The organism is Bartonella sp. MM73XJBT.G (genome assembly GCF_028618435.1).
Taxonomy (GTDB): Bacteria; Pseudomonadota; Alphaproteobacteria; order Rhizobiales; family Rhizobiaceae; genus Bartonella.
The window spans coordinates 67,895-81,951 of record NZ_JAQISW010000006.1 but is presented as its reverse complement, the minus strand read 5'-3'; the positions used below and the strand labels follow the sequence as shown (position 1 = coordinate 81,951).

The window sequence follows — 14,057 nt, the reverse complement described above, 5'->3', positions numbered from 1 at the left end:
AATGCATTGGCTCAATTTTATTTTTACTAAAACATTTTTTTACTTTTATGCAAAAGAGTCTACCTTTTTCGTTTTCTGACGTTTTCTCAAAAGTTGGTCCGTGTCAGACATTACTTTTTCAAGCCTTACTCTTTCAAGCAACTTTTAAAAGCGCATAGCACCTCGTATCAAAAACACCTTCAATCTTTCAACAGCATCTTCTCTCTAGCGCATAAAAACAGTAACCTGTCTCGACTTTCTCAAAAGAATGCGCCTTAATTTGTACAAAAGCGAGGTTTTTTCCTATAAAAAGAGGACCCTAAGGTCCTTCTTATGGTATCTATATTGTCTTGGCAAAAGCCACCGCTGTATCACTCATACGGTTAGAAAAGCCCCATTCATTATCATACCAAACGAGAACACGACAGAGCTTACCATCAATCACTTTGGTTTGATCATTGTGAAAAATCGCTGAATGTGGATTATGATTAAAATCACAACTCACAAGCTTTTCTTCCGTAGTGTCCAAAATGCCCTTTAGAGGACCTCGTGCAGCAGTCGCAATAGCTGTATTAATTTCTTCAATTGTTGTGGAACGCTGAGCAGTAAATGTCAAATCAACCACAGAAACATTAGGCGTTGGAACACGAATGGATACCCCATCAAGCAATCCCTTTAATTCTGGCAAAACCAATCCCACAGCTTTTGCCGCTCCGGTTGAAGTAGGAATCATCGAAAGAGCGGCCGCACGCGCACGATAAAGATCACGATGCATGGTATCTAAAACAGGCTGATCCCCCGTATAAGAATGGATTGTTGTCATAAAGCCCCTTTCAATGCCCACCGTGTTATGCAAAACTTGTGCAACGGGCGCCAAACAATTGGTTGTACAAGAGGCATTTGAAACAATACGATGTTCTTTACTTAAAGACTGATGATTAACCCCATAAACAACCGTCAGATCTGCACCCTCTGAAGGCGCAGAAACCAGAACACGCTTTGCCCCTGCATCCAAATGAGCCTTTGCTTTATCACGCGCCGTAAAAATGCCCGTACATTCCAACGCGATATCGATATCCAAATCTTTCCAAGGCAATTGTGCTGGATCACGCTCTGCACAGACCTTTATTAAACCAGTTCCCACATCAATGGCATCGCCCACCACCTTAACATCCTCAGGAAAACGGCCATGAACTGAATCATAGCGCAACAAATGGGCATTTGTTTCCACCGATCCTAAATCATTAATTGCGACCACTTCAATATCTTTTCGTCCACTTTCTATCAGTGCCCGTAAAATATTGCGTCCAATACGACCAAACCCATTAATTGCAACACGAACTGTCATTTCACATGTTTCCTCATCTAATTTTTTAAAGCATAACATTTAAAACACAACAAATGGGCATTTTCCAATCCCAAACCATAAATTCCCAAGATGTCAATATCTCGATAAATCAATCACTTATCCACAACACTGCACAGAGTATAATACCCTACAAACACCCCGCTCATGACAGCACACACTGTCATTTTGTCTTTTCTTCTTCACTCTTTTCCAGCTCTCTTTCAACAATTGCCACGACATTTTCAAAAGTAAGACCAAAATGTGCATAAAGGTCATCAATTGTTCCACTCGCCCCAAAGCTCTCCATACCAATAAAAACCCCATCACAGCCAATAAAACGGTCCCATCCCTGAGCAACAGCAGCTTCAATCGCGATTTTAATCGGCGCATCGCCAATGAGAGCCCGCTGATAGGAGCAAGACTGTTGAGAAAAAAGTTCAAAACAAGGCACAGAAACCACACGTGTTGGGATATTTTTTTCTTCTAAGACTTCACGTGCTTTGACCGCAATTTGCAACTCTGAACCGGAAGCAAACAGTGTCACTTGCGCTTCATCACTGGCTGTTAACAATTCATAAGCACCAAGCATACAGAGATTTTCTTCTTCATACTCTTGACGCAACAGCGGTAGATTTTGTCGACTCAAAGCCAAGGTTGAAGGCGTCCCACGTGCTTTCAAAGCCAATTGCCAACACTCGATTGTCTCCATAGCGTCAGCAGGGCGGAATACAAGATGATTAGGCATAGCGCGCAGGCAAGCCAAATGTTCCACGGGTTGATGGGTCGGACCATCTTCCCCAAGCCCAATAGAATCATGGGTCATGACATAAACCACCCGCAGCCCCATAAGAGAAGACAAGCGCATAGCAGGACGCATATAGTCAGAAAAGCATAAAAACGTTCCACCATAAGGAATAAAGCCTCCGTGAAGAGCAAGCCCATTCATTATGGCGCCCATAGCATGTTCACGAATACCATAATGGAGATAGCGCCCTGAAAAATCCTCCGCCGTGATACTTTTCATCTGGCTGCTTTTTGTATTATTAGATCCTGTTAAGTCGGCAGAACCACCAATGGTCTCACTCACGACTTCATTGATCACTTCCAAAGCCATCTCAGAAGCTTTACGCGTAGCAACAACAGGAGACTCTTCAACAAGCTTCTGTTTATAAGCATCCACAGCACCATCAAATCCCCCCACAAGATCACCACGCATCAACCTTTCAAATTCCACCCGCTCTGAGACAGGAAGATCAGCCAATTTTTCTTCCCACTTTTGTCGCCTTTTAGCGGCATTAAGCCCTGCCAAGCGCCAATTATCAAGAATATCGGCTGGAATAACGAAAGGCTCTGCCTCCCACCCTAAAGCGATACGGGTCTCAGCAATTTCCCGTGCTCCTAAAGGGGCACCATGAACTTTATTGCTTCCCGCTTTATTGGGCGCCCCAAAGCCTATCGTTGTTTTACAGGCAATCAACGTTGGTTTATCACTTTTGCGTGCTGCTTCAATAGCTTGTGCAATAGCGGCTTGATCATGCCCATTTACTTTGAGTATATTCCAACCAGATGCTTTAAAACGAGCACCCTGATCTGTACTATCCGCGAGGGAAATTTCTCCATCGATAGAAATATTATTATCATCCCACAACACGATAAGCTTATTAAGTTTCAAATGTCCTGCCAAGGAAAGTGCTTCTTGCGAAATGCCTTCCATCAAGCATCCATCCCCCACCAAAGCATAAGTATAATGGTTGATAAGATCACCAAAACGGGCATTTTGCAACCGTTCTGCAAGAGCCATCCCCACGGCATTCGCTAACCCCTGTCCCAAAGGTCCTGTCGTTGTTTCAATTCCTGCCACATGCCCATATTCTGGATGGCCTGCAAGCTTTGCCCCTAATTGGCGAAAACTTTTTATATCCTCAAGTGAGATATCTTCATAACCAGAAAGATACAGCAGAGCATAAAGCAACATAGACCCATGCCCTGCTGATAAGACAAAACGATCACGGTTAGGCCAACGAGGTTTTTTAGGGTCATGAGCAAGGAATTGTGTATAAAGAACCGTAGCAATATCGGCAGCTCCCATTGGCAAGCCGGGATGACCAGAGTTGGCTTTTTCAATTGCATCAATAGCAAGAAAACGGATAGCATTGGCCATCTGATTCTGTTGGTGGGTATTTGTCATGAATGATCGACCATTTCGTTAAATACGTTATACTGTTGCTTTTTCCGTATTCTCTTAATTCTCTTTAAATTCCTTAAGAAATACTCTTTTTTCATCATCAGCGTGAGACTTTTTGTCATCACTTCACGTAACACTAATAACACATTCCCCTCACGCATCCTGTATATCCATGTCATTTATGACAATACGCGCAAAAAATCCAGCCTTTAATTTATATCTCACCCCTGCTTTGCTTGATAAAATATCCTACATACTTAAAAATAAAAGAGGCACACTATGAAAATGTAAGTGATTCGTTTTTGCATAACGCATTGATAAAAGATACAATTACTCAAAGGACAAAAGTAATGAACCAAGAGACTACGGTTCTGCAAGACGCTCTAGAGCACCTAGAAAAAGCACTGAGAACCTTAGAGATCACCATAATAAATCGCAACGCCGTTATTGATAAAAATAACGAATGGGAAGAAGAAATTCAACGCATGAATGCTGACCGCAGCCATCTTGCCCAAGCGCTTGACAAAGCTGAAGCCCAAATTGAACGCTTAGAATCCGTTAACAAAGAAGTTTCCAAACGTCTTATTAAAGCAATGGAAACGATTCGTGTCGTCATTGATAGATAAAGGTTTAGATAAATAAAGGTTTGAACGTATGGAAACAGTTTCCGTTACCATTGATGGTAAAAACTATCGCATGGCTTGTAATAAAGGACAGGAAAGTCATCTTATTGCGCTTGCAACTCAATTGGATCAATATATCACCCATTTAAAGAAAAATTTTGGAGAAATTGGCGACCATCGTTTATCGGTCATGGCGGGCATAATGATTATCGATGAAATGGAAGAAATAAAACGAGAAAATAAAAAGTTACAAGAAAACTACGATGCTCTTTTACGACTCCACAATGAAAAGGAGCGCGCTATGGGGAGAATTATGCGTGACACCACACAACGCATTGAAAAGCTCACCAACCAATTGCTCAAAGATGATCAAAGTAGCAAAAACATTCAAGAACAGGAAGACTTTTAAACGCGCATCATCACGAAAAAAAGCAAGCCGATTTGATTTCCACTCCACACCTCAAAAGGCACAAAAAACTCTCTTGAATATTTCATTGATACACAAACACTTCATACTTCAAAGCTTCCGCCTCATACCACCGCGCTTGCAATGAGATATCTCACACAACAAATGACCAAAACCAATGCCCCCAAACCAATGTCATTGTTTAAAAAATCATAATGCCTAAAGCCAATTACTTTTACATAAAAATGGTGCATGAACAGCATACTTTTTAAAATACGTTCACCCATTACTTTATTTTCATGCCTGACCTTCATGATTTTTGGGGATACATAATTTTATTCAATTCTATTTGCTCTATTTGCAAAAGTTTTATCCATTCACAAAAGCTTAAAATAAAAAAAATTTTAAAGCTCTCATTCAAATAGCAAAAGAATAAATTTTCATGATCAATGAATCTCTCGCTTATAAAACATCAATAAAGCGATCTGAAACATATCTAAAAAGATGATAGAAAAAATTTTTCACCATAGGCGCCCCTCTTCAAAAGGAAAGATAAAATTCCCATATCACCGCATCCCACCCCAAAACTAATGCCCAAACGCTATAATACCGTACTGTTTCCACAATGGAAGATCAAAGCAATAATCGGTCTATTAGGACGTTCACGAGAAGTGCGCAGACCCCGTTGTTCCTAAAACCCCATTCAAAGGCGCATGAAAAAACACCATGTGTAAACGGATCAAATCCCCTTCGTTCCATCTGGAGAGACAGAGGCAATACGCAAAAGGTTTGTTGCACCAGGCGTTCCAAGGGGAACACCAGCTGTCACAAGGAAACGATCCCCTCCTTGGCAAAAACCTTCCTGAAAGGCAATGGTAGCTGCACGATCAACCATATCCTCTAAATTCTTCGCATCCCCAGTAACCACACAATGAAGTCCCCAAACGAGTGCCAAACGCCGTGCTGTTTTCACAATGGGCGATAAAGCAATAATCGGTCTATTAGGACGCTCACGAGAAGCGCGCAGACCCGTTGTTCCTGAAGCCGTATAGGCAACGATAGCGGCAAGTGAAAGTGTTTCAGCAATCTGACGCGCAGCAAGAGAAATCGCATCCGTCCCAGTTGATTCTGGTGTTGGATGTTGTGCTCCAACCTGAGCAGCATAAGTGTGATCTTGTTCAATTTGCCGCGCGATTTTATCCATCATAAGCACCGCTTCTTCTGGATAACGACCAGAAGCAGATTCAGCCGACAACATCACCGCATCTGTTCCAGCATAAACCGCAGTCGCCACATCCGATACTTCTGCACGCGTTGGCACAGGAGATGTGATCATTGACTCGAGCATTTGTGTTGCCACCACCACTGGTTTCCCAGCTAAACGGCAAGCTTTAATCAGCTCCATCTGAATCGCAGGAACCTTTTCCAAAGGCATTTCCACCCCGAGATCTCCGCGTGCAATCATAATACCATCAGAAACTTCAATAATCTTTTCTATATGTTCCAAGGCTTGAGGCTTTTCGATTTTAGCCATCAAAGACACCTTGCCTTTTGTTAACCGGCGCACCGCTATAATATCTTCTGGACGCTGAATAAAAGAAAGGGCAACCCAATCAACAGACTGCTGTAACAAAGCCTGAAGATCAGCCTTATCTTTTAAGGTCATCGAATCAAAAGGCAAAATTGTATCCGGAAAACTTACACCTTTTCGATCAGAAATACGGGTTCCAGCAACCACACGACACTGAACAAAATGATCACCACACACTTCAGCGCGCAGTTCCAATTTTCCATCATCAATTAACAAGCGATCCCCTGGTTGAATCGCCGAAAAGACATCCTCATGAGGAAAAAAAACACGCTGTGCATCGCCAGCCACATCGCGATGATCTAACGTAAAGCTTTGCCCGACACGCAAATCTTCTTGACCTTTGTCAAAACACCCAATACGCAGTTTTGGTCCCTGAAGATCCACCAAAATACCAATGGGACGCTGAACCGTTTTTTCAACCTCCCGTATCGATTTGACCAAATCGCTCAATGTGTCACGATCCGTATGACTCATATTAAGGCGAAAAACATCCGCCCCTGCCCTAAAAAGCTTCTCAATCATTACACGAGAAAAAGAAGAAGGACCAAGAGTCGCAATAATTTTTACTTTACGGGTCCGTTTCACGGTGGAGAGTTTCCTGAAAGAGAAGAGGCAACTGAATTGTTGAACAAAGAATCATCCGTCAACTGTACCATCCAACTGGTTTGATTACCGGTATCGATTTCCTTAAACTCAGCCTTTTGATATCCACGTGGGAAACAATCATGAACCCCTTGAATGGTAAATTGGCTATCTTGCACACACATGGTGACAGAGCCTGCCCAGCTTCCTTTTTTTTGTGCTCCTTCTGCATAAAAATAATAAAACCGCGAAGCAAGAGGTCCTTCGATTAAGGTTTTACATTCTGTCACAGGAACCACCCACCAGCCTTCGCTCACCCACCCTGAAAACGTACGATATCCAAGAGCAACCCCTACAGACTGTTGCGTTGTATTACACACCCTAAAGTCAGCCTTTGCACAAACAACAAGGGGAAATAAGAGCAAAATGCTCAAAAGAAAAACCTTTAATCTTTTCTGAAATGCCCAATATTGTTTTTTCAAAATCACAAAACTTCCTCTATAATATCAATTCCCAAAACGCATCATACATCTTTTTTTTCAAAAGCCTTTCAAGTCTTAAAACATATATTTTTATATTTTTCTTTTTATAGCCCTTTTATCAATGCATATATCTTAAAAACTTTACAAAATATTTAAAGTCAATTTGTAAAAAAAACTGTGGTGCTTGATTGATTTTTTATTTTTCAAGCTTTTCCAACATAAATTTAGCATCGAAGAAATAACTTAAAACATATAACCTGGAGAAAAATACAATGAATGATACAGTAACCGATCAAACACACGCTATATCCGTCAACCAATTACGCTCTTTTATCGAACGAATTGAACGACTAGAAGAAGAAAAAAAAACTATTTCCGATGATATTAAAGACGTCTACACGGAACTTAAAGGCTCTGGTTTTGATAGCAAAGCTGTTCGAAGCATTATACGGTTGCGTAAAAAAGAAGAGCACGAACGAATGGAAGAAGAGGCCATCATTGAACTTTATAAAAATGCGCTTGGGATGAGTTAATAACATTGATAACATTGAAAAAATTTTTAAGAAAATGGAAAAAACCGCATGAATACACAAAAATTCTGCCCACTGTGGGTAGTTTGTGCAAAATAACACAAAATTCATATAACTTGTGAGAAGACAACTTCACAGGATACATAGCATTGCAACAGCCCTCACATTTAAAGGAGACCGCAGCAGAAATTCGCTAAACAAAGGTCTGAATTGTTTACAGAAGAGAGATGGTTAAGAATCTTCGTCTTGTTAAGATCGTGAAAAATTCGGCATATTTAGACATCTGGTAAAAAGCCCCTTAAGAGAGCTTTATTCAAATCTTTTATTCAAGTCTATTGACGGGCTTATAAAGGTCATTGATTAAAGAGGTTAGAATATGATCTCTCCATTTTCCAGAAATCATCAAATAATCTCTGGCATAGCCTTCTTTTTCAAAATGAAGGCGCTTTAATAAAAGTTCGCTTTTTATGTTCTCAGGTCTATAATTTGCCATCACTCTATGCAAATGATAAACATGAAAGATATGGCGTATCAGAGCCGATAAACTCTCAAACATAATACCTTTGCCTTGTTGTTTCTCATCAAGAGAAAAACCAAGATGACAGGCTTGAAAAACACCACGAACCACATTTGTGAAATTTACAACACCGATGATTGTATTTTCATTTTTGAGTCGTACGGCATATCGATAGGCTTGCCCTTGTGCGCTTTCATAAGCAAATGCATTGGCGCGTACTTTCCAAGCTCTTAGAGTGTGGTAATCGTCAGATCTCAACGGTTCAAAAGGACGCAAATGATTCGCATTACGCAAGTAATATGCAGACAGTTCAGCAGCATCTTCTACACCAATCAATGTGGAAACCGTTCGCTTTGTTTTAATTGCTATCATTTTCTCCTCCTAGACAGGTCACAATAACACGTTGATTTGTCGTGACATAACGTCAAATACTGTAAGCTTTTCAGATCACAAGGCTTCTCACATAAGAATCAATGAGGATCATTTTCTTGTTCCTTCATAAGCAGGATTGGTATGTTTAAGGTATAAGACAAAAACAAGAGAATGCTTTTTATAAATGCGCTCAAGTGCTACAAGTTATAGCAAAATTGGGGAGTGACAAAGTGTGTGAGAGTGCTGCTTTGCTTGTATACAGAGCATTTTGAAAAACGCACCGCACCACTAATTTTTTCTTTATCAAGATTTTTTTTATCAAAAATTGTGCAAAAAAGCCATTAACCAGCGTTATAATTTTTACCCGTAGTCAAAAGTATGTTTTAAAAAATCTGCTCTTTATGAGCTCAACGGCACTCTCGTAGTTCTTTAATATGTCCAAGCGCTTTATAAAAAGTGGTGACACAATACGAATCTCTTAAAATTCTTAGAGATGAATATCTAAGACTACCGTGAACACGCTTCTATTTCTTCGCGTAAAATTTCAAGTTCTAACCATTCTTCTTGCTTTTGTGTGCAAGTATTTTTCTTTTTTTCCAATGCAGTTGATAAACGCTCAAAACGTTCTTTATCACTGCGATAAAGAGTGGGGTCAGAGAGTTCTTGTTCAATTTTTTTGATTTCATTTTGCAAAACAGCGATTTCTTCAGGCAATTTTTCCAATGCATAAACCTGCTTATAGGACAATTTTTTTCGTGTTCTTTTCTCTCCCGCACTATCCAAGCTAGGATCTGTTGAGGAAGCATGTTTTCCGCTCTTCTCTACGCAAGATTTTGCAGATACTTTACGGTGCAATAATTCTATTTCTTTGCGTTGAAAGGTCAAAGCCTGTTTATTTTGCGCCATCATATCACTATAACCGCCCGCATACAAAACCCAATGACCATCGCCCTCCGGTACCAACATATGCGTTACAGTACGATCTAAAAAGTCTCTGTCATGGCTTACCAACAACACTGTTCCCGCAAAATCAGCAATAAATTCTTGCAACAAATCCAAAGTTTCCATATCTAAATCATTGGTTGGTTCATCAAGAATTAAAAAGTTTGCCGGACGCGAAAGAAGGCGCGCAAGCATGAGTCGTGCTCTTTCTCCTCCAGAAAATTCTTTAAGGGGGGTACGCGCTTGTTCCGGCAAAAATAAAAAGTCTTTCATATAAGAAACCACATGCCGTTCCTGCCCATTGATCACAAGAGTATCACCCCGCCCCCCTGTGAGATAATGTGCCAAAGTTTCTTCTTCATTGAGAATACGTTGCTGATCAAGCAATGCTATAGAGAGGTTATAGCCATGCCTCACCGTTCCACTATCCACGGCTTCTTGCCCAATCAACGTGGAAAGAAGCGTTGTCTTTCCGATACCATTAGGCCCTACCAAACCGATTCGCTCCCCCCGCTGAATGCGTAAAGAGAAATCTTTCACGATAACGCGATCCCCATAGGATTTTGAAATTTTTTTTGCTTCGAGCACCAATTGACCAGAATCATGACTTTTAGCAGCGCTCAACAGTGCACTTCCCGGTTGCCCTTTATAAGTTTTATGACGCTGTCTTAAGTTTTTTAATTCGCTCAAGCGCCTTACATTACGCTTACGCCGTGCGCTCACGCCATAACGCAACCATTGCTCTTCACGGACAATTTGACGCCCTAATTTATGCTGTTCGAGTGCTTCTTCTTCCAGAGCTTTATCGCGCCAATTCTCAAATTCTGAAAAACGCTTTTCCAGTCTTTTTGTTGTACCACGATCAAGCCATACCGTTGAACGCGTGACATTTTCCAAAAATCGTCGATCATGAGAAATCACCACAATCGCTGAACGCAAAGAAGACAAAACCCCTTCCAACCATTCAATGGTTGGTAAATCAAGATGATTGGTCGGCTCATCTAAGAACAAAATATCAGGTTTTGCTGCAATGGCCCGTAACAATGAAACACGTCTCTTTTCACCCCCCGAAAGTGTTTCTAATTTTTCCGCGCCCGAAAATCCTAAATTTGTGCGAAGCATATTGATCCACTGAACATCCGGTGTCTCGTCCAATCCTGCTTCCATATAAGCGTTAATATCTGCAAAATCTGAACAATCCGGATTTTGAGCGACATAACGAAGTGTTACGCGAGGGTGGCGAAAAATTTCGCCCCCATGAGGCTCTAATATGCCTGCGGCAATCTTTAACAGAGTCGATTTTCCACAACCATTACGGCCCACCAGCGCAATACGCGCCCCCTGCTCAACCGATAAACAAGCTTGGTTGAGCAAAGGCGTTATCCCAAAGGTTAGGGAAATGCGGTCAAGCCGCAGCAATGGCACCGCCATTAACGAACGCGACGCGGACAAGGTGCTTTATACATCCCCCCTCTTGCATCACGGTAAGTACATAATTGTCGTACTGGGACTCTTTGCGCACAAGGTGCTTGGTAAACATGTCCTCTGCGAGAACGATATGTGCATAATTGTGAGGCTTGTTTTTGTTGTCTTCTTTGATTTACAGCCTCACCCGTTACTGCTCCAGCCAAAGCCCCAAATGCCGCACCAGTAAGCGCTGCTCCAGGTGTACTTCCACCAATAGCTGTACCCGCCAAGGCACCAATTGCAGCTCCTCCTACACCGTAACGAGCAACGCGTTCATCAGTTGTCGTACAAGCCACCGAACTAAAACCAATCGCAGAGACGACGGCCACTTTTAAAATTGATTTTAACATAGTAAAATCTCTCCTTCTCAAGATCAATACATAATATATTGTTATATATCGTTTATGTCGGCACTCAATCACTAAGCCCCCCCCTGCCTTATTCAAAAATATATTGGAAGAGCTTTACGAAATAGGCACAGACGCTAACAATATAGCTTTTCCAGAACCTAAATGGCAAGAAAAGGTTCCACAAATACGGTTAGAAAGTGTTAAAGAAGAGCCAAATGACACATTTTTATCACAAATTGGCCATTTTACTCCTTCAAGCGTTAAGCCTTGTAAATCAGAAAAACCGATAAGACTAAACAAACATCCTTCAGGCAAATCATATGACACAAGTTTTGGCAAAACCGGCCAACCTTCTTCCAAACCGCTTGTCAACAATACTGAAACACCTTTTTCAGCCATCATCAACGCTTGCGTCATATGAGAAAGGCTATGATCACTTCGCTCCCCCCCCAAAGCACCGCACAAAATAAGCTTTTTAGCACCATTTTGCAGCGCTCTTTCACAAGCCAGAGCACTATCTGTCATATCTTTATCAGAGGGAAAAACTTCACGCGGAACATGGCTATATTTGTCAATCAGAGTCTGATCAGATGAATCGAAATCCCCCAACCATAACTCAGGCGACACGTTAAGTGCTGCCGCATGACGCATCCCACCATCCGCAGCAATCACCCGACTGTTTTGAATTTGATTAAGCAAACGATCAGTGATAAAAAGATCCCCATTTAACAATATCGTAAATGTTGTCATGCCACATTTTGCCTTTCACAAAATTTTCATCTCGAGCATCCCTTTATCCATGAGAGCTATTTTTTATAAACAATAACCATGATATAGCCAAATGAATCCTCATCCCTAAAGCTTCTCTCAAAAAGACACACACGCACGATACAAAGATACAAAAGATACAAATGCAATTTGCCAAATTACTCCGCAGAAATAATGTGCACCATGGTCCAACGCACCTCATTTTTCAACGAAATTTTCTTTTTCACTCGTGCCTGTATAAAGCAACTTTCATCAGTTTAACGTTTCTCCTTTCGGCTTGTCATACACCCCTTTCTCAAAATGATAGACCTTCTTCCACTTCTTCTAAAACGATCAAACATACCAACAATCACAATATCTATGTCACATTAAGTGCTCTGCAACACCCCCGTATTTTACAAATGTATGGTGGCGCCTATCATAATGCAAAACTTGAACGCTTTTTAGCAAAAATTATCCGTAAACTAACCATTGCATCCCACCATTCTCCTCAAAGCTATTCTGTCACAATTTTAAACTCAGAAAATGTCAATGCATTTGCACTCCCCAATGGCTCAATCTACATCACCCGAGGTATGCTAGCACTTGCCAATGATTCTTCAGAAGTTGCCGCAATTTTAGCCCATGAGATGGCCCATATCAGAGCCAATCATGGCATTTTACGCCTACAAAAAAAAGCCCAATTGAAGAAGATGACAAATCATATGTCTCCACATCTTTTTTCTTCTATGGGTAAAAATCACAATCCTATATACAACAAGCAACAACTTGCGCAATTTTCCCGCAATCAAGAGCTGGAAGCTGATTCCCTTGCCCTTGAAATGCTCCAACAAGCAGGATATGATCCATTTGCTTCACCGCGCTTTCTTCAAACAATGGAAGCCTATAGTGCTTTTCAGAATATTTCTGGTATCCCAAATGCTTCCTTAGACTTTCTAGCATCTCACCCAACCACCCCTCAACGCATTCGGCTTGCGATAGAAAAAGCCCATAAAATCAATCAACAAAATAGTGGAAATACTGATCGTGATTCTTTTCTCAAGAGCATTGATGGCATGACTTTTGGAGGAAGCTTTTACACAGGATTTGTACGCGACAATGAATTTATTCATCCAAAATGGCGCATCGCTTTTTCTGTTCCCAACAATTTTACAATAGAATATTCAGCACAAACCGTTTGGGCCAGCGGCCCCAATAAAATTGCGATTCGCTTTGATGCCATTCCCCGACCTGCAGGAGTGTCTGCAAGTGATTATTTGAAAAGTGGGGGGATTATCGGGCTAGACCCATCATCTATCCACCCCCTCATAATTCAAGGGCTCTCCCATCAAGGACATTTAAGTCAAAATTTACTTGGGGCACAAGCCCGTGCGACTCATGAACAATGGCAATTTGATGTGGTTGTCATTCCGTTCAATAATCATATTTTTCGTTTTCTAACAGCCGCCCCCTATAATTCTCAAAATTTTGCAGAAATTGCCCAAAAAACGGTCCAAAGCTTTCACCCTCTTTCAACTTTAGAGTTAAAAAAATTGAAACCCTTAAAGATCAGTATTATCCGCGTTAAACAAGGAGAAAATGTTGCAAACCTTGCCAATAAAATGCAACACATACCAAACAAAGAAAAACTCTTTCGGGTTCTCAATGCCCTCTCACCAACTCAAACGTTACGCGCCGGTACAAAAGTAAAAATTATCACCGAATAAGGTTTTTTTATCTGCGACAATCTTGATTCTTTTCTGTCTTTAATCACACACCCCCCAAAAAAAATATTCGTAGATGCAACCAGCTTCATCACGCCCGACATCCCCTCACCTATATCCCCTAAAAAAGCCTATCGCGGCTTATATAGTGTGAAGATCTTCCAAAATGAACTTATCAAAGAGAGCAAAACGCAATTTCTGCATAAATATTC

The 14,057-nt window shown here is 41.1% G+C and carries 12 protein-coding genes; 4 read left to right on the top strand and 8 right to left on the bottom strand.

The window, feature by feature from the left end:
- Nucleotides 1-319: 319 nt before the first annotated feature.
- A complete protein-coding gene (gap, locus tag PVV59_RS04960; RefSeq protein ID WP_273754970.1) occupies nucleotides 320-1,327 on the bottom strand; it encodes a type I glyceraldehyde-3-phosphate dehydrogenase in 1,008 nt (335 codons plus the stop codon).
- 181 nt (nucleotides 1,328-1,508) lie between these two features.
- Nucleotides 1,509-3,515, bottom strand: coding sequence for a transketolase (gene tkt / locus PVV59_RS04955; RefSeq protein ID WP_273754968.1), 2,007 nt, complete (start codon nucleotides 3,513-3,515; stop codon nucleotides 1,509-1,511).
- 347 nt (nucleotides 3,516-3,862) lie between these two features.
- On the opposite strand from tkt, the gene PVV59_RS04950 reads away from it, so the two are divergent.
- Complete coding sequence (locus tag PVV59_RS04950; RefSeq protein WP_005774573.1) at nucleotides 3,863-4,138, top strand: DUF4164 domain-containing protein; 276 nt, start codon at nucleotides 3,863-3,865, stop codon at nucleotides 4,136-4,138.
- Between the two features lie 28 nt (nucleotides 4,139-4,166).
- Entirely contained in the window at nucleotides 4,167-4,544 is a 378-nt protein-coding gene (locus PVV59_RS04945; RefSeq protein WP_273754967.1) for a cell division protein ZapA, read from the top strand.
- Nucleotides 4,545-5,280: 736 nt separating this feature from the next.
- Here the strand turns inward: PVV59_RS04945 and pyk are convergent.
- Together pyk and PVV59_RS04935 are read right to left on the bottom strand one after the other, a co-directional pair.
- Nucleotides 5,281-6,717: a pyruvate kinase gene (gene pyk / locus PVV59_RS04940; RefSeq protein WP_273754964.1), complete on the bottom strand. Its 1,437-nt coding sequence runs from the start codon at nucleotides 6,715-6,717 to the stop codon at nucleotides 5,281-5,283.
- Nucleotides 6,714-7,202 carry a DUF1036 domain-containing protein gene (locus PVV59_RS04935; protein ID WP_273754962.1) on the bottom strand — a complete coding sequence of 163 codons (489 nt, stop codon included), beginning with the start codon at nucleotides 7,200-7,202 and terminating at the stop codon, nucleotides 6,714-6,716. The genes pyk and PVV59_RS04935 overlap by 4 nt, the downstream gene beginning before the upstream one ends.
- Before the next feature lie 266 nt (nucleotides 7,203-7,468).
- Between PVV59_RS04935 and PVV59_RS04930 the strand changes: the two genes are divergently transcribed.
- A complete protein-coding gene (locus PVV59_RS04930) occupies nucleotides 7,469-7,729 on the top strand; it encodes a DUF2312 domain-containing protein (RefSeq protein WP_039760779.1) in 261 nt (86 codons plus the stop codon).
- Between the two features lie 319 nt (nucleotides 7,730-8,048).
- Here the strand turns inward: PVV59_RS04930 and rimJ are convergent, their stop codons facing one another.
- From rimJ to PVV59_RS04910, 4 genes are all read right to left on the bottom strand, one after another.
- Nucleotides 8,049-8,615, bottom strand: a complete 567-nt coding sequence (gene rimJ / locus PVV59_RS04925; RefSeq protein ID WP_273754960.1) for a ribosomal protein S5-alanine N-acetyltransferase — start codon at nucleotides 8,613-8,615, stop codon at nucleotides 8,049-8,051.
- Nucleotides 8,616-9,122: 507 nt separating this feature from the next.
- Nucleotides 9,123-10,988: an ABC-F family ATP-binding cassette domain-containing protein gene (locus tag PVV59_RS04920; RefSeq protein WP_273755057.1), complete on the bottom strand. Its 1,866-nt coding sequence runs from the start codon at nucleotides 10,986-10,988 to the stop codon at nucleotides 9,123-9,125.
- Nucleotides 10,988-11,374 (bottom strand): glycine zipper domain-containing protein, encoded by a 387-nt coding sequence (locus tag PVV59_RS04915; protein WP_273754958.1) that lies wholly within the window; start codon nucleotides 11,372-11,374, stop codon nucleotides 10,988-10,990. Before PVV59_RS04915 ends, PVV59_RS04920 begins: the two co-directional genes overlap by 1 nt.
- A gap of 114 nt (nucleotides 11,375-11,488) precedes the next feature.
- The gene (locus tag PVV59_RS04910; protein ID WP_273754955.1) at nucleotides 11,489-12,124 is read right to left on the bottom strand and encodes a thiamine diphosphokinase; all 636 of its coding nucleotides are present in this window, start codon (nucleotides 12,122-12,124) and stop codon (nucleotides 11,489-11,491) included.
- A gap of 161 nt (nucleotides 12,125-12,285) precedes the next feature.
- Between PVV59_RS04910 and PVV59_RS04905 the strand changes: the two genes are divergently transcribed.
- Complete coding sequence (locus PVV59_RS04905; RefSeq protein WP_273754954.1) at nucleotides 12,286-13,848, top strand: M48 family metalloprotease; 1,563 nt, start codon at nucleotides 12,286-12,288, stop codon at nucleotides 13,846-13,848.
- Nucleotides 13,849-14,057: the final 209 nt, after the last annotated feature.

Bases quoted from the DNA above. Each gene is read 5' to 3' on its own strand.
- gap (WP_273754970.1), bottom strand. From the start codon at position 1,327: ATGACAGTTCGTGTTGCAATTAATGGGTTTGGTCGTATTGGACGCAAT.
- tkt (WP_273754968.1), bottom strand. From the start codon at position 3,515: ATGACAAATACCCACCAACAGAATCAGATGGCCAATGCTATCCGTTTT.
- PVV59_RS04950 (WP_005774573.1), top strand. From the start codon at position 3,863: ATGAACCAAGAGACTACGGTTCTGCAAGACGCTCTAGAGCACCTAGAA.
- PVV59_RS04945 (WP_273754967.1), top strand. From the start codon at position 4,167: ATGGAAACAGTTTCCGTTACCATTGATGGTAAAAACTATCGCATGGCT.
- PVV59_RS04930 (WP_039760779.1), top strand. From the start codon at position 7,469: ATGAATGATACAGTAACCGATCAAACACACGCTATATCCGTCAACCAA.
- rimJ (WP_273754960.1), bottom strand. From the start codon at position 8,615: ATGATAGCAATTAAAACAAAGCGAACGGTTTCCACATTGATTGGTGTA.
- PVV59_RS04920 (WP_273755057.1), bottom strand. From the start codon at position 10,988: ATGGCGGTGCCATTGCTGCGGCTTGACCGCATTTCCCTAACCTTTGGG.
- PVV59_RS04915 (WP_273754958.1), bottom strand. From the start codon at position 11,374: ATGTTAAAATCAATTTTAAAAGTGGCCGTCGTCTCTGCGATTGGTTTT.
- PVV59_RS04910 (WP_273754955.1), bottom strand. From the start codon at position 12,124: ATGACAACATTTACGATATTGTTAAATGGGGATCTTTTTATCACTGAT.
- PVV59_RS04905 (WP_273754954.1), top strand. From the start codon at position 12,286: ATGCAATTTGCCAAATTACTCCGCAGAAATAATGTGCACCATGGTCCA.